We start from the raw sequence: 14,387 nt of genomic DNA on the forward strand, positions 1-14,387 counted from the left end.
AATATGAAAAAGAATGCCACTCCTTGTATAAAATATTTCGTGACTGCTGTAATTATGCTGCTGTCTTTTCATTTGCAGGCGCAAAAAACGCTGGAAACGGTTTCCAAACAGACCACTGATAAAATAATGGCGATCGTTAAACCTTTACGTGATGCAGCAGATAAATTATTCAGAGACGATGCAACAGGTACTTATAAAGCTTACCAAAGCGATGTGGAAGCATTGAACAAAATGAAACCCGGTGCTGAAAAAAGTAAAGCCACCAGCCAGGTAATGGAAAAATATGCAGCCTTTTTCAAGAATGTATGGAGTAATATGAAAGTGGATGAAAAAGCTTACCAGGCACAGATACGTGCTGCATTCCCTGCTGCTATGGCCGAGAAGATCACGTTTCAGCAATACCTGAATTTTTCTTATAACAGTTCCAGCAACAGCAATCCTGCTCCTCCACCGGCGCCGGCCCCTTCACCGGAAAATAAATGTATTGATGTATGCAGCATTGCAGCCGGCGAAATTACCGGTGATGGAAAATTAATTGCATCAGGTGCGGGCAGTTATGGCAACTGCTATTTAAAAGTAAACTCATGGGGTGCTGTAGTGGGGGGCAATAGCTTGTATGGCAGTTTAAAAAATAATATCAGTATACCGGGCACATTGCCTGCAGACAGCAGGAAGCTGCGGGTAAGAAAAAGTTTCGACCTGAAACAGGAAGCTGTAGCATTTGCACTGGGTTTTGGCTTTTCAGAAACAAGGGTGAGTACCTATCAATCCAATGAATACATTTTCGTGATGGCGCCCGTGCTATTCGCCGCGAACAAAACGGTTACCAAATCCATCAGCGAAGAATATGTGATAGAGAAAGCTGACGTAAGCAGGTCCATCATTAAAGGAAGTGCCAATACCATGGTATACCTGCTGGCAGGCAGCTGGTGCTACTCCGATTGCACCAATATCCGCTGGAGCATCTGCGAAGAAAAATAACTCCTCATTTTAATAACCATTTTATGAAATTGTTTATAACCATTGCAGCTTTTGTACTGGCATCCGCAGCCAGTGCACAAAAAAAACTGGTGCCGGTATCGCAATCATCTGTAACGGGTTTAACATTACCCGAAGGTTCTAAGAAAGACGGCAGGCTACTCATCGAAATGTCGGCCAAAGCTTTATTGCAGATGGAAGCAAAAAAAACTGGTGCAGCAGTAAACAAGATCGAAGTGTTGTACCTGCCCCAGTTGTTCACGATGGATTCGCTGAATGCCTTATTCAGCAACGCAGGATGGACATCCACTGTGTCGCCAACCGATAATAAATATTACTGGCTGCAAAAAGACAGCCGTTCCATACTGGCCTATTGTTCCGCAGGTAAGAACCAGTTTGAATTATATTTTGGCGAAAGCAATGCAGCGCCTGAAACTGGGAATAATACACCGGTACAGCAGGATCAGCAGCAAACTGTGCAGCAGCCAGCGCCACCTCAAATTGATAACCAGGCAGTTCAGCAACAACAAAATAGTACTCCTGTCAATAACCAGGCTGTACAACAAAGCGGCTTTAGTTTTTCCACCACCAATTTTGATGATGGCTGGACCAGCGTGATACAGAACGATGGCGTACTGGTAAGCAAAGCTGGCGTAAATGTATTACTCGTATATGCGTTACCGTATAATGCTTCGCAATTTTCCGGAACGGGTGTAAGGGACCGGGATTATTACTGGGACACCTATGTGCCTAAATATTTCAACATACAAATCAAGCAATACAATGATGCCGGTGAAGTATTGACATCATCCCAACCCGACTACGTGGAAGGATGGGGCACCGATAAACAAACTGGTGAAAGAAAATTCATCGCCATGCGTTTAAGCGTAGCGCCCAATACAGCTTATCTCACCATTGCTTCTACAGCAGATGAAGCAACATTCCGCCAGCAATTTCCCAACGCCAACGGAAAATATACCAGCGACCTTGCTTCGATGGACCGCTACAACAAATTTGCAGTAGCTGCCAATGATATCCTTGGCCAGTGGGAAAAAGGCGGTACATCAACTATGCAATGGTATTACACAGCACCATCCGGTTATGAATCCTATGCAGGAATGACCGTTGCTGCCACCAGCGCCATATTCCGTTTTAACGGCGGTGGTAACTACAGCAGCACACACAATGGTGCCACCGGCACGGTGGGCAGTATGAACACATTTCAGCAGGAGTACAAAGGCAAGTACACTGTAACCAACTGGAATGTAGTAGCCACCAACCGCTGGGAGGGCAAGACAGATAATTTTGACGCCTGGTTTGAAGCCATTAATGGCGGCAGGGTATTATGCCTGCGGTCGGGTGGTATGGAATACCGGCTGGTTAAAACCAAATAAGCAATAAAATCATCTTTTTACAGGATTGCTATTATTCCCAGTAATACCCATTTTTACAAACGAAAATTAATTATCTGCAGGGTGTAGAAAGATAATAGCATTCTCAGCAAACAATAATAACATGAAAAAAATATTCATCATCCTGGTATTTTCAATAAATGTGGCAGTGGCAATGGCACAAAAAGAAACATTTGATATCGTAAGCTATACAGCGCCGGCTACATGGGCAAAAGACCTTCGGGAAAACCTGGTGAGTTACACCACGACGGATAAAAAGAATAATACCTGGTGCCAGGTGGCGGTAGTAAAAAGCACTATCAGTAAAGGTAGCATAGAAGCAGATTTTGATAGTGAATGGCAGGAACTGATCGTAAAGCCTTACAAACCTTCCGATCCTCCTGCTGCCAATGATGTGCAGGAAGCGGATGGCTGGAAGATAAAAGCCGGCGGTTCCAAATTCACTTTCAATAATGCCAATGCCATCGCCATGCTTACTACATTAAGCGGGTATAACCGTTGTGTAAGCATTGTTGCCATTACTAACAGCCAGGCATACCTGCAGCAGGTGCAGGATTTTATCGGGTCTGTTGATCTTTCCAAGCCTGATGTAAATACCAATACCGGTAATGCTTCGTCTCCTGTAAATACAGATGTTCCCAAAGCAGCCATCAGCACCGGTTATACATTCAACAGCAGCAATTTTGATGATGGCTGGACGAGTACAGTACAGGAAGACTGGGTGGAAGTAACCAAGGCCAATATGAAAGTGTTATTACATTATCCAAAAGAAGGCACCGTTTTTCCTGCCGATCCCGGGCCGCTTACCACTGCCGCATGGAATATACTGGTGGCGCCCCGTTACAGCAATTTAAAAAACTTCAAAACAACTTATATCAATACGTACGAAAGGCCTTACATCGGCATGGCATCTGCAACAGATAACAGCACCGGCAAAGAAGTGTTCCTTGTTTTATTCCGGCAGGGAGGCAGCGGCTGGATAGAATTTGTATCACCTGATAAAAACAGTTTTATCAATGCTTATAAATTCGATCCCGAAACCATCCGTTGGGACAGCGAGAGCGATCTGATGAAGCCAATGGCAAAAATGGCCAGCTATAACAAATTTGCAGTGGGGGCTAAAGATCTTAAAGGCAAATGGACCAGCGATTTTACCGGCATACAGCAATTGTACAATGTATATACGGGCAATTATGCAGGCATGCATGTCAATCAATCCGCACAAACATTTGTTTTTGGTGCAGGCAATACTTACAAATGGGATATCATGGTGGTAAACGGTATGGTGGGCAATTCAAAATTCATTCATGTAAAATCTGATGGAAAATTTTCAGTGCCCAACAACTGGCAGATCAGTTGTTCAGACATTGAAGGCAAGCCCAAATTGTACGATGCTTATTTCACCTGCATCAAAGGAGCCAGGATGTTGTGGATGAATGATGCTAAATTCCCGGGCTCAGGTGTATTTACCGGTTACGGCCTTGCTAAATAAAATATTCTTTAACCATAAAATCAAATTAATGCAAAAGTTATTGTTCTTATTATTGTTATTGCCTGTTATTGGTTTTGCCCAGCGGCAGGATGTATACATTAAATTCACCGATGCAACCGGGAAGGCTATTGTTGGTGATGTTACCATCAAAGGTTTTGAAAAATCAATTGCAGCTTTAACCATTGGTTCCGCCGGCAGAAATAATGTGCAGACCAATTTTACGATGCCCATTACCGGTGCATCTGCCGATCTTAAAAAAGCGATGACCAATAATGAAACCCTGCAAAGCGGAATGGTATCTGTAACACAGGTGGATCCCGCTAGCGGCAGACAACTGCTGATGTACACCATTAAAATGGAAGGCATCAAAGTAAATACCTGCAGCGAATCGATGGGATGCAACAGCACAACGACCACTGCAACCAGTATTACTGCCACCCGCATTGGCTGGACCTATTATGAATATGGCAAAACCGGTGTACAGTCAGTATCCAGGAAATTTGGTTTTGATGCTTCCACAGGGAAGGAATGGACCGGTTTTTAATAATTATCTTCACCATAAAAAAACAATCAAATGAAAAAAGTAGTAGCGCTCTTCAGTTCGTTGCTGGTGATTGTGGGTGCAAAGGCACAAAACAATCCTGCACCGGTAGTAAAAAAAGAAACGGTAAAACCAACATTGCCCAAACCTGTTTCGCTCGACTCCACAGCAGTGGCAAAACCGGGCACAACCATTAAGCAAACCAACAAGGCCATCAAGTTCGACCAGATCAAAAAAGAAGCCCCTGCAACGTATAAGCAAGCCCCGGTTGCCAAACCACACAAAGATTAATGCTGCAGTTATTCAACAAAGGCAAAATTTACCAGGCAGGGGATATTACAGTAAAAGAAAGCGCCCTGCATGGTAAAGGTGTGTTTGCAGGTAAAAAATTTAAAGCCGGGGCTGTTATTGAAACAGCCCCGGTAATTCTATTAGATAAAGCCGAGCGTGATTTTTTACAATACACCACCCTGTTTAGTTATTATTTTGTTGTGGCAGATGAAAAAACACCTGTAGCATTGGGATTGGGCAACAGTTCCCTGTACAATCATTCCTATGCTGCCAATGCAGTGTACAGTATTTCCTTAAAAGAAAGAACCATTACTGTAAAAGCCTGTAAAAATATTAATGTTGATGATGAGATCACTTTAAACTACAACGGCGCACCGGATGATAACAGTGCTGTTTATTTTCCACCGGCATGAAAAAACTATTCATTAAAAATATCAAAGGAAAAGGTCGCGGCGTATTTTGCAACCAGCTCATCCGAAAAGACGAGACCTTTGAGATCTGTCAGCTGATCGTATTACCTACAGAAGATACAGATACATTATTGTCTTCGCACCTTTCTGATTATTTTTTCAATTTCAATAAAGAAGAAAAGACCCTTGCACTGGCCCTGGGTTTTGGTTCATTGTACAATCACGCTATTTATTCCAACGCCGCTTATGTATTGAACAGGGAACAAAAGACGATCAGCTTTTATGCATTGCAGGATCTTCCTCCCAATACCGAGATCTGTATCAACTATGGTGGTGAACATGGTAAGGATTTTAAAGAATGGTTTGAGTCCAGGAATATTCATTACACGAATTAGAACGAACCTGCCTATCGGCAGACAGGTTACACGAATTCTCTTCTCTGCGTCCTCTGCCTCTCTGCGTGCCATTTCCCCTGCATCCTCTGCACCTCTGCGTGCCCATTTCCCCCTAATTCCGTAACTTTATCCCTCAACGCATTACCAACTGTATGGCCGGTCAACCCACCACGAATTCACTGCTGCAACAATATATCCCTGACCTTAGTATATATAACGAAATACTCGCTGCCGACAACACGCTTTTACCCGAATGGCAGACATTTCTATCGTCGCTGGTAAAAACGGGTACCGATGAGATCCAGAGCCGCAATAATGATATCCTGCGACTGTTAAAAGAAAATGGTGTAGCCTATAATATTTACAACGATCCATCCGGCCAGAGCCGTGCATGGGAACTCGATCCTATTCCCCATATCATTGCTGCAAAAGAATGGGAGACCATTAATGCCGGCCTCATACAGCGTGCAGAACTGTTCAACCTGATACTGAAAGATATTTACGGCGAACAGCAATTGATAAAAGATGGCATCATACCACAGGAATTGATTTACCTGCACCCGGGTTTTTTACGCAACTGCGTAAACATACAGTTACCGGGTATGCAGCACCTTATTTTATATGCAGCAGATATGGCCCGTGGCAGTGATGGCCGTATATGGGTGATCAGCGACCGTACACAGGCACCTTCCGGTAGCGGGTACACGCTGGAAAACCGCCATGCCATGTCAACCGTGTTGCCGGAATTTTTCAGCAACCTGCAGGTAAAAAGGTTATCTCCTTATTTTGATGCCCTGCAGGCAGCGCTCACCACCATTGCGCCACACAAAACAGAAAATCCCCGGATCGTGATCCTTACACCGGGCCCGGATAATGAAACTTATTTTGAGCACTCTTATCTCGCCGCTTATCTTGGCCATACACTGGTGCAGGGCAGCGATCTTATTGTAAAAGATAATTTTGTATGGTTAAAGACCATTGAGGGCCTGGAAAAAATTGACGTCATACTGCGACGCCTAGACGATAATTATTGCGACCCGCTCGAATTAAAAAGTGATTCCCTGCTGGGCGTTGCCGGGCTGGTACAGGTGGTGCGGAAAGGAAACGTTGCCATTGCCAACCCGCTTGGCAGCAGCATTGTGGAAAATGCCGGGCTGGTACCATTTTTACCCGCCATTGCAAAATATTTCTGGAACAAAGAATTATTGTTGCCTTCCATCGCTACCTGGTGGTGCGGTCAGCCGAAAGAATTACAATACGTAATAGAGAACCTGGAATACCTTGTGATCAGGCGCATATTCCGCAACGAAGCGGGTACCCGTGCTACCATCGATGGCGCTGCACTGAACGAAAAACAAAAGTCGGAACTGATCGCCACCATCAAAGCCAATCCACATTTATACACCGGGCAGGAAAAGATCAATTTTACCTACACTCCTTCCTGGGTGGATGGCGAAATAAAACCCAGTCATTCACTCTTCAGGAATTTTTTAGTAAGCCACAACGGAAGTTATATCGCTATGCCGGGAGGGCTTACACGAACCAGTAGCGCCGATGATAATTTTGTGATCAGCAACCAGCTGGGTGGTATCAGTAAAGACACCTGGGTAATTGCCGGTGCCGATGAATCCGAGCAACCCGTAATGCTGCAGTTAAAAACAGAACCGTTGGCGTATGCTCCGCAAAAAAGGGCGTTGCCGAGCCATACTGCCGAAAATCTTTTTTGGGTGGGCCGCTATACCGAAAGGGTGATCTACAATGCCCGCCTGCAACGCACCGTAATGCAGTGGCTGCTGAAGAATAAAACACCTTTGAGTGGTGAAAATAAAATTGCTGAAGAATTATTATTACAGATACTCACGGCATGTACTTATACATTCCCCGGTTTTATTGAGGAAGATGATAAAAAACAAAAAGCGCTTTTTAAAAATCCCTGGATAGAACTTACGGATACTTTATACAACAGTAAAAGAAACGGCAGCCTGGGTTATAATTTAATGCTGCTGAAAAATGCCGTATACAGTGTGCGAAATTTTTGGGCAATAGATACCTGGAGGGTTTTACTGGCCATGGAAGAACAATGGGCAAAGGCAGAACAAAATCCGCCGGTGGAACATTTAAAAAAGATCAGCACCATTGATGCACTCAACACATCCATGTTTGCTTTTTTAGGTATGAACCGTGAAAGTGTGCGCAGGGAACAGGGCTGGAATATACTGGACATGGGCAGGAAGATCGAACAGTCCTTATACATCATATCACTTTTAAGAAATGCTTTTTTTGAAAAACAGGAAGAACAGGTGGAATATGATCTGTTGGAATCTGTAATGATTGCCACGCAAAGTTTAATTACCTACCGCTATACTTACCGCGATCATTTACAATTGCATCTGGTACTGGAGCTGTTGATGCTGGATATGAACTATCCTAAATCGCTGGCTTACCTGGTAAGCAGGATCAAACGCTATATCGGCGAACTGCCCAAAACCAATAACGACAATACTTTGAGCGAACAGGAACGCCTGGTGCTGGAAGCCGATACCTTATTGAAACTGGTGAACGGTGCTACCCTTGCACAGCACGACCGTCAAACAAAAGAGTACAAAGCTTTGCACGATTTTTTAAATAAACTTGAAACATTAATCATCAATACGGCTGCACTGGTATCCAAAACTTATTTTACACATAGCCAGGTGCAGAAACAATTATTTACCGCACATCTTTTATAAAAATTGTTGTACAATATCATACATACCACCACTTACAACTACCACGAAATGGTGAGCCTTTGTCATAATATCGCGGTGCTTTCACCAAGGGATACCGATACACAAACCTGTAAAAGCAGCAGCATTATTATTGCTCCACTACCAGAAGTACTGGACACACACATCGATTTTTTTGGCAACAAGACCATTTATTTTGTAGTGGAGCAGGAGCATGATACATTATCCGTAACAGTAAATTCGATGGTGGAGAAAAAAACGGGATCTTTTAATATTCCTGTAAGTGATATCACCTGGGAAGCAGCAAAAGAACTTTTACAAAATGCCCCCGGTGAATACATTACTGAAAAACAATTTTCTTCTGCCACGCCTATGACGGCGCCATTTGATGCTATTACTGCTTATGCACAACGATCCTTCACGCCCGGTCTTTCTTTATTTGATGCCGTGCATGATCTGATGCAGCGTATCTACAACGATTTTGATTTTACACCAGGCTTCACCACCATCTCCACACCCCTTTCTATTGTGTTAAAAGAACAAAAAGGTGTTTGCCAGGACTTTGCACATTTTGGCATTGCCTGCATGCATGCTATGGGTCTGCCCGCAAAATATGTTAGTGGCTATATCGAGACCATTGCTCCCGAAGGAAAGGAAAAGCTCACCGGCGTAGATGCATCTCATGCCTGGTTCTCGGCCTTTATACCCGGTATGGGTTGGGTGGATTTTGACCCTACCAATAACAAGATCCCCGACGAACAATACATCACCGTTGGCTGGGGCAGGGATTATTTTGACATTGTTCCTTTGAAAGGCGTTATCATGAGCAGCAGTGCGCATGATATGAAGGTGGCGGTGGATGTGCGGAGGGTCAGTGAATAATTGAATGCTGCAATTTCCTCCGTGGTCGGTGTCCCCACGGAACACAGCAGGTTGTTACAGAAGTTACAAACTGCCGCCATCAAAATGTAGTTACCTTCCGGTCGGTGGGGACACCGACCGGGGGTGAAATAATACTGCCTGATTATTATCGTGACATTGAATTTAGCAGCCTGAACAAATAAACTGTAGGCAACAAAAATTTGCCTCAATTTTAACTTCAATTTTAAAGCCACTGCTTAAATTTAGTATTCCTTTGTAAAAAGCATTCATTGAAAAACCTTCTTTACATCTTGCTCGTTTTGGCTCTATCCGGATTTCAATTTAAGAAGACAATACAAATAAAATCAGGAAAGCAAGTAGGCAAGCTGATCTTAAATAGTAGTAATGTTCAATCTGCCATTACTCAATATGGTGATATCGCCGATTTCACTCAGGGTATATCATGTGGTGAGCATACTTACTTTACAAACAGGTTTAGTTTTTCTAAACAAAGAATAACAGTGATCTCTGAAACTGTGGACAATGAAAACGAAAAAAACTCACTTATTGTAAAGATCGGGTTATCCTATCCCTGTGGCGCAGAAACAGAAGAAGGCATAAGTCTTATAAGGGATAATATTGATAAAATACTTACAGTTTATGGAAAACCAGAAGCTACTGACACTTCTAAAGCCAGTATAGACATTCATTACAATTCAAAAGGGATTTCTTTTAGATGCGACAGGAATCGAAAGAATATTCAGAAAATCGAGATTTATTCACCCAATTTAATTGCAGATTTTTGTTATTAAGCATTAGAAAACTGAAGCCAACAAGTATTTGCAGAAGCAAGGTTTGACATTGTAATATCAGCTATGTACAGCAGGCCGCATCAGTTTGGACTCGGCGTTCAATTTCCTTCTGCAGTGGCCGGTGCCCCCACCGAACACAGCAGGCTGTTACAGAAGTTACAAACTGCTGCCATCAAAATGTAGTTACGTTCGGGTCGGTGAGGACACCGACCGGAGAGGAGGATGTGCTGAGGGTCAGTGAATAATTAAATGCTCCAATTTTTCGTACCATTTAAATATACTCCAAATGAACTTAGTAAAGTATTACGCCTGGGCAGCTGTATACCCTTCGGCTATTGTAATGATTGCAACAGTTATCTTTACTGTAATTGAAAATAGCGGTTACAAAAGCGAATGGCTGACTGAAGATTCCATCAATTCAGTAATATTAATGACCACGTTTGTCTACTGCATTATCATCAGCTTGCTTTGTACCACCATTTTTCTTTGCGGGTCTGTTTATGTAAAAAACAATCCCCTTTTAAGTTTCCTATCCTGGTTTTTATTACCTGTTGGTTTTATCTGTTTTATTTTTTTCCATGAGATCAATGCTGCAACGGAAAAAGAAGAGCTCATCTATATCGTGATCCTGAATATTCCTTTTATCCTTGGGTTAATGCTTTCTTACTATCATTTTAGAAAGGCCCATTTACGGCCGGAACGATGACTTATTTTTTCTCCGTGGTCGGTGTCCCCACCGACCCCAGCAGACGGTTACAAAAATCAGGCGCTGCCGCTTGCCGCTATTATAAAAAAACGGCCAACCTGTTTTATGGTTGGCCGTTACAAACACTCGCTTAAAATCTGTTTACTGCCCGATAGTATATAACAGGTCAGCAACTGATTTTGGTTGTGATAAAAATGGTGAATGACTTGTATTGAGTGAGTAAACCGTTTTTATGTCTGCGGTCGCGATCATTTTATCCTGCATTGCCGGAGATATCACTATATCCTGCAAAGTTTTGATGTACACCTTATCTACGCTGCCAAATTTTTCATTGGTCCACATAACCGGGTTGGTGAAGGGGATGGCAGGTTCAGCTTTGTAATTATCCAGTACTTTTTGTTTAGCTGCTGCTGAACCATCATTAATAAAAAGATAGGTAAGGCTATCCTTATTTACATCCAGTGTCAACTTATCAGCAGACTGGGATAATTGTGGTCCGAGTTTAGAGCCGGGATCAGTCATAGAAAGATTTTCTAAAGTTTGCCCGGGTGCAGGAAGAAAAGCACCGATGTACACCAGCTTACTGATCTTTACAGGAATTTTTTCTGCTACATTGGTGATCACCATGCCGGCCATACTATGCCCCACCAGTATCACTTTATCACTTTCCTTAGTAATGGCATCTATCACCTTGTTGCTGTATGCATCAATGGAAAGTGTGTAAGTAGCGGTATTATCTGCTCCGTGGCCCGGCAGCTCAACCACAATCACCTTGTTGCCTTTTTTTTCTAAATCAGTACGTACTGCGTCCCATACATAAGGCGCCTGCCATGCACCGTGTACCAGTACATAAGTGTTTTGTTTTGCGTTCATGCCTGCATCATTTTTTGCGCAGGAAGAAGCGAAGAATGCGGATGCTGAAAACAGCATTGATAAAATTGTCCTTTTCATTTTGTTTAATTTTTATTGTTAAAAGATGATCATTTAAATTGTGTACCCAGCTGTTCAACTTTTTGCAGCCATTGGTTCCTTTGTTTGTCGGTTGATTTTCTCATGAACCCGAAAGTGGTGAACCGCACAGGATCGAAACCCACATAACCAAATACCACTTTTTTAAGTAGGAGATAAAGTGATGCCCGGTGTACGAGATAGAACCAGAACTTTGGTGTATCCATGGTTACCAGTATCCTGATACTTTTTCCTTTTAAAAGTTGTTCCGGGAAATTTTTGCCTGAATGGTTCTTGAAAGCAAAGCCGGGAAGGAACAGCCTGTCGATAAAACCTTTGGCAATGGCCGGCATAGCACCCCACCAGTTAGGGAATGCCAATACCACGTGATCGGCCCATTTGAATAACTGCTGGGCGGCTGCCAGGTCTGGCTCCAGTTCATCGGCTTTGCCGGTCTTATAACCGTCAGCCAGGTTTACATCAAACTTCAGATCGGAGATATAAATTGTTTTACACGCAGCGCCGGCAGCTTCGGCGCCTTTTTGATAGGCATCCAGTAATGCTTTATTAAAAGATTTTTTAGAAGGATGACCGAGGACGAGTAATATATTCTTTGCCATTGTGTATCGTTTTAATTTGATAACACAAAGCTGCGAAGTAAAAGAGAGGGACACCTGACACAAATGCGTCAAAAAAAACTATGGCTCAGCTGTTGGAGAATATGGTTAAGGATTTACCTTTTATCCTGCCGCTGCAGCGATACTGCTTAACCTAAAACTTTAAGGACTCCATTCCTGTACAATTTTCCAATTGGAATGGTCGCTTTATCTATTTCGATCAATTCGTTGGTAAAAGAGCGGATCTTTTCTACAGAAATAATAAAAGAACGGTGTGTGCGGATGAATTTATTTTCAGGCAGCATTTCTTCCACAGAACTGATAGACTGTTTGGAAATAATGGTGTTGCCGGCAGTAAAAACCTTTACATAATCCTTCATACTTTCTATATAATGGATATCATGCAGTAATACCTTCACCATTTTCCTGTCGGCGCGGAAATATACAAAGGGTTCTGTGGGAAGAGGATCAACAGCAATAGCAGGATTTATATTTTCGGGTATGGGTTCGGGTGATGCCAGCTTATTGATCGCTTTTAAAAAACGGTCAAAAGGGATGGGTTTTAATAAATAATCCACTACATCCAGTTCATAGCCTTCTACCGCATATTCCGGATAAGCAGTGGTAAAGATCACTTTAGGCGGATTCTTAATTGTTTTTAAAAAATCATTGCCATTCAGCTGCGGCATGCGGATATCCAAAAAAATAACATCCACTTTGGATTGCTGTAAAAAAGCCAGTGCCTGTATGGCATTACTGCATTCTCCGGCCAGTTCCAGCAATGGCAATTGTTGTACATAACGGGCTATGATCTCCCGTGCAGGGGGTTCATCATCTACTACCAGGCACCGGATCTTTTTATTGCTGTTCATGTACTAATAATTTTTTTTGCACAACAGGTACTGTTGCAACTGCAGCAGCCGGTTTATCCAGCTCCAGGCTGAGGTTTACTATAAATACTTCCGGCTCGTTGGTAATATTTAATATATAACGTGCCGGATATAATAATTCCAGCCTTGCCTTTGCATTGGCAATGCCAATACCCGGTTTGCTGTGCACAGCATCATCTTCCAAAGGCTTACTGTTCACCACTTTCATCTTCATCCGGTTATTATCCAGTGTGATGGTAATGCTGATCCAGGTGCCGTCCACCATTTTACTGGCGCCATGCTTAAAGCTGTTTTCCACAAAAGGCAGCAATAATAAGGGCGCTATAGAAAAACTGGGATCATTTTCGGGTACGCTTAACTGTATGTCGATATTCTTGCCATAACGTACTTTTTCCAAAGAGCAGTAATCCTGCAATAGTTTTATTTCTTTACTAAGCGGCACCAGCGGCTGATCGCATTCATACAGCATATAACGCAGCATATCAGATAATCCGGTTACCAGCCTGGCCGCCCTTGGGGCAGTTTCCTGTGAGTACGAATAAATATTATTCAGCGTATTGAATAAAAAATGCGGATGTACCTGTGCCTTCAGCAACTGCATCTGCGCAGCAACATTTTCTTTTTGCAATTGAAGATTACGCTGTTCCTTCAAATACCAGAACTTCATTAATTTAATGGCACAGGATATACCGGCAACGGTAATGCCGCCCCGCAAGCCTGCCATTAAACCCATGAATACCTGCCTGGTAAAATCTCTTTCCGGCTGTTCGTAAGTCAGGCCCAGGGCGCTCTTTACTTTGATGATGAGTGTCATTGATAAAAGAGTGGATATGCCGGCAGCCACTAAGAACATCAGTCCCACCCAGATCGCCGCTTTCCAGTATTTTTGTTTTATTACAAAACGTGGAATAACAAAATAGATCAGCGAATAAGTAAGGAACATATGTGCCAGTAAGAATATCAGCGAATCTATCAAAGATGCCGGCAGCCTTACCCAATAAGCAGTTGCACTATTGATCCCTACAAAAGAATACAGGAAAGCAATAAATAACCACCATACCAGCCAGAAAGTTACGTGCCGTTTGATACGCCAGGATCGGTCATCAGAAAATATGAATGGGTATTGTTGCATAATAATCTCCCTCAAATTAATATAGAATCACCATTTTTAAAAGCCGTTTGCCACAAATTGCTGCAAACGTGGTTATACTGTTAAAAACAGTCGATGAAATGCTTTTGTCGACGAATAAAGCCTGTAAAATTTACAGGCTTTATAATCAGCGGCGTAATAAAATGCCTGCTATACTG

General features: G+C 42.8%; 15 protein-coding genes. 11 read left to right on the forward strand and 4 right to left on the reverse strand.

The features are described 5' to 3' along the window. Positions 1 to 3 precede the first annotated feature (3 nt). The 11 genes from QM738_RS17745 (at position 4) to QM738_RS17795 (ending at position 10,624) form a co-directional block, all read left to right on the forward strand. Positions 4 to 981, forward strand: a complete 978-nt coding sequence (locus QM738_RS17745) for a hypothetical protein (protein ID WP_462278069.1) — start codon at positions 4 to 6, stop codon at positions 979 to 981. Between the two features lie 23 nt (positions 982 to 1,004). Then, complete coding sequence (locus QM738_RS17750) at positions 1,005 to 2,372, forward strand: hypothetical protein (RefSeq protein ID WP_462278070.1); 1,368 nt, start codon at positions 1,005 to 1,007, stop codon at positions 2,370 to 2,372. 121 nt (positions 2,373 to 2,493) lie between these two features. Further along, a complete protein-coding gene (locus QM738_RS17755) occupies positions 2,494 to 3,882 on the forward strand; it encodes a hypothetical protein (RefSeq protein ID WP_462278071.1) in 1,389 nt (462 codons plus the stop codon). Positions 3,883 to 3,910: 28 nt separating this feature from the next. Then, the gene (locus tag QM738_RS17760) at positions 3,911 to 4,426 is read left to right on the forward strand and encodes a type VI secretion system tube protein Hcp (protein WP_462278072.1); all 516 of its coding nucleotides are present in this window, start codon (positions 3,911 to 3,913) and stop codon (positions 4,424 to 4,426) included. Between the two features lie 30 nt (positions 4,427 to 4,456). Next, complete coding sequence (locus tag QM738_RS17765; protein WP_462278073.1) at positions 4,457 to 4,714, forward strand: hypothetical protein; 258 nt, start codon at positions 4,457 to 4,459, stop codon at positions 4,712 to 4,714. Then, entirely contained in the window at positions 4,714 to 5,127 is a 414-nt protein-coding gene (locus tag QM738_RS17770) for an SET domain-containing protein (RefSeq protein ID WP_462278074.1), read from the forward strand. The genes QM738_RS17765 and QM738_RS17770 overlap by 1 nt, the downstream gene beginning before the upstream one ends. Further along, the gene (locus tag QM738_RS17775; RefSeq protein ID WP_462278075.1) at positions 5,124 to 5,519 is read left to right on the forward strand and encodes an SET domain-containing protein-lysine N-methyltransferase; all 396 of its coding nucleotides are present in this window, start codon (positions 5,124 to 5,126) and stop codon (positions 5,517 to 5,519) included. The genes QM738_RS17770 and QM738_RS17775 overlap by 4 nt, the downstream gene beginning before the upstream one ends. A 152-nt stretch (positions 5,520 to 5,671) precedes the next feature. After that, complete coding sequence (locus tag QM738_RS17780) at positions 5,672 to 8,248, forward strand: circularly permuted type 2 ATP-grasp protein (RefSeq protein WP_462278076.1); 2,577 nt, start codon at positions 5,672 to 5,674, stop codon at positions 8,246 to 8,248. A 3-nt stretch (positions 8,249 to 8,251) separates the two neighbouring features. Continuing rightward, a complete protein-coding gene (locus tag QM738_RS17785) occupies positions 8,252 to 9,127 on the forward strand; it encodes a transglutaminase family protein (protein WP_462278077.1) in 876 nt (291 codons plus the stop codon). 269 nt (positions 9,128 to 9,396) lie between these two features. Next, complete coding sequence (locus QM738_RS17790) at positions 9,397 to 9,918, forward strand: hypothetical protein (RefSeq protein ID WP_462278078.1); 522 nt, start codon at positions 9,397 to 9,399, stop codon at positions 9,916 to 9,918. A 286-nt stretch (positions 9,919 to 10,204) separates the two neighbouring features. Next, positions 10,205 to 10,624, forward strand: a complete 420-nt coding sequence (locus tag QM738_RS17795; RefSeq protein ID WP_462278079.1) for a hypothetical protein — start codon at positions 10,205 to 10,207, stop codon at positions 10,622 to 10,624. Between the two features lie 141 nt (positions 10,625 to 10,765). On the opposite strand, the gene QM738_RS17800 is transcribed toward QM738_RS17795, so the two are convergent. The 4 genes from QM738_RS17800 to QM738_RS17815 all read right to left on the reverse strand — a co-directional run bounded on the left by QM738_RS17800 (position 10,766) and on the right by QM738_RS17815 (position 14,211). After that, on the reverse strand, positions 10,766 to 11,575 hold the full coding sequence (locus QM738_RS17800; protein WP_462278080.1) for an alpha/beta fold hydrolase: 810 nt from the start codon (positions 11,573 to 11,575) through the stop codon (positions 10,766 to 10,768). Between the two features lie 29 nt (positions 11,576 to 11,604). After that, entirely contained in the window at positions 11,605 to 12,192 is a 588-nt protein-coding gene (locus QM738_RS17805; RefSeq protein ID WP_462278081.1) for an NAD(P)H-dependent oxidoreductase, read from the reverse strand. Between the two features lie 146 nt (positions 12,193 to 12,338). Next, positions 12,339 to 13,061, reverse strand: coding sequence for a LytR/AlgR family response regulator transcription factor (locus QM738_RS17810; protein ID WP_462278082.1), 723 nt, complete (start codon positions 13,059 to 13,061; stop codon positions 12,339 to 12,341). Beyond that, positions 13,048 to 14,211 carry a sensor histidine kinase gene (locus QM738_RS17815; RefSeq protein ID WP_462278083.1) on the reverse strand — a complete coding sequence of 388 codons (1,164 nt, stop codon included), beginning with the start codon at positions 14,209 to 14,211 and terminating at the stop codon, positions 13,048 to 13,050. The genes QM738_RS17810 and QM738_RS17815 overlap by 14 nt, the downstream gene beginning before the upstream one ends. Positions 14,212 to 14,387: the final 176 nt, after the last annotated feature.

Origin of the sequence: Ferruginibacter sp., from assembly GCF_049840995.1 — a bacterium.
Lineage (GTDB): Bacteria > Bacteroidota > Bacteroidia > Chitinophagales > Chitinophagaceae > Ferruginibacter.

Bases quoted from the DNA above. Each gene is read 5' to 3' on its own strand.
- QM738_RS17745 (WP_462278069.1), top strand. From the start codon at position 4: ATGAAAAAGAATGCCACTCCTTGTATAAAATATTTCGTGACTGCTGTA.
- QM738_RS17750 (WP_462278070.1), top strand. From the start codon at position 1,005: ATGAAATTGTTTATAACCATTGCAGCTTTTGTACTGGCATCCGCAGCC.
- QM738_RS17755 (WP_462278071.1), top strand. From the start codon at position 2,494: ATGAAAAAAATATTCATCATCCTGGTATTTTCAATAAATGTGGCAGTG.
- QM738_RS17760 (WP_462278072.1), top strand. From the start codon at position 3,911: ATGCAAAAGTTATTGTTCTTATTATTGTTATTGCCTGTTATTGGTTTT.
- QM738_RS17765 (WP_462278073.1), top strand. From the start codon at position 4,457: ATGAAAAAAGTAGTAGCGCTCTTCAGTTCGTTGCTGGTGATTGTGGGT.
- QM738_RS17770 (WP_462278074.1), top strand. From the start codon at position 4,714: ATGCTGCAGTTATTCAACAAAGGCAAAATTTACCAGGCAGGGGATATT.
- QM738_RS17775 (WP_462278075.1), top strand. From the start codon at position 5,124: ATGAAAAAACTATTCATTAAAAATATCAAAGGAAAAGGTCGCGGCGTA.
- QM738_RS17780 (WP_462278076.1), top strand. From the start codon at position 5,672: ATGGCCGGTCAACCCACCACGAATTCACTGCTGCAACAATATATCCCT.
- QM738_RS17795 (WP_462278079.1), top strand. From the start codon at position 10,205: ATGAACTTAGTAAAGTATTACGCCTGGGCAGCTGTATACCCTTCGGCT.
- QM738_RS17800 (WP_462278080.1), bottom strand. From the start codon at position 11,575: ATGAAAAGGACAATTTTATCAATGCTGTTTTCAGCATCCGCATTCTTC.
- QM738_RS17805 (WP_462278081.1), bottom strand. From the start codon at position 12,192: ATGGCAAAGAATATATTACTCGTCCTCGGTCATCCTTCTAAAAAATCT.
- QM738_RS17810 (WP_462278082.1), bottom strand. From the start codon at position 13,061: ATGAACAGCAATAAAAAGATCCGGTGCCTGGTAGTAGATGATGAACCC.
- QM738_RS17815 (WP_462278083.1), bottom strand. From the start codon at position 14,211: ATGCAACAATACCCATTCATATTTTCTGATGACCGATCCTGGCGTATC.